Origin of the sequence: Helicobacter didelphidarum (genome assembly GCF_003364195.1) — a bacterium.
GTDB lineage: Bacteria > Campylobacterota > Campylobacteria > Campylobacterales > Helicobacteraceae > Helicobacter_A > Helicobacter_A didelphidarum.
On the sequence record NZ_NXLQ01000197.1, the window covers coordinates 1 to 541 of the forward strand.

Sequence of the window (541 nt, forward strand, 5' to 3'; positions counted from 1 at the left end):
CAAAATGATAATGATATAATCATCAGTATAGAAAAATCAAATCTCACCATTGATATACAAGAGCTCCTCCCTATCATCAATAATTACACAAAGCAAGATAAGCAAAGCCTAGATGAATACAATATCTTTATAGCATTCTATGGGACAATCCTAAATGGCTCTAAAGAAATAGAATCTAATCCTTTATTCTTTGGGGAATTAGATAATGATGGAGTATTTAATGAATCTAAGCCTATATATTTCTTACAAGGTAATGAAGACTTAAGCAGTGCAGATTCTAATACTATGAATTGCCACGCCGATAAATCGGCTCGCAATGACAAGAATATAGGCACTTCCACCCTCCAAATATTCCTTCACTCCTCTACACTTACAATACTTCATTATTCTCTTATTCATTCAAGCCTACATATCAAGCTAAAATGTAATAGCTCTGAATCTAAAGAGATAGAAGACAAAGAAAAAACACTCTTAGAATCTAAAGCAAAAGATTCTAAAGAGAATAAAGAAAGTATCTCCACTGCATTCCTTTGTCCTGTCC

Annotated in this window: 1 pseudogene; it reads left to right on the forward strand. The window is 32.9% G+C overall.

Going from position 1 to position 541, the window contains the following annotated elements:
- Window positions 1–541: pseudogene (locus tag CQA53_RS12980) on the forward strand (hypothetical protein); the annotation flags it as partial.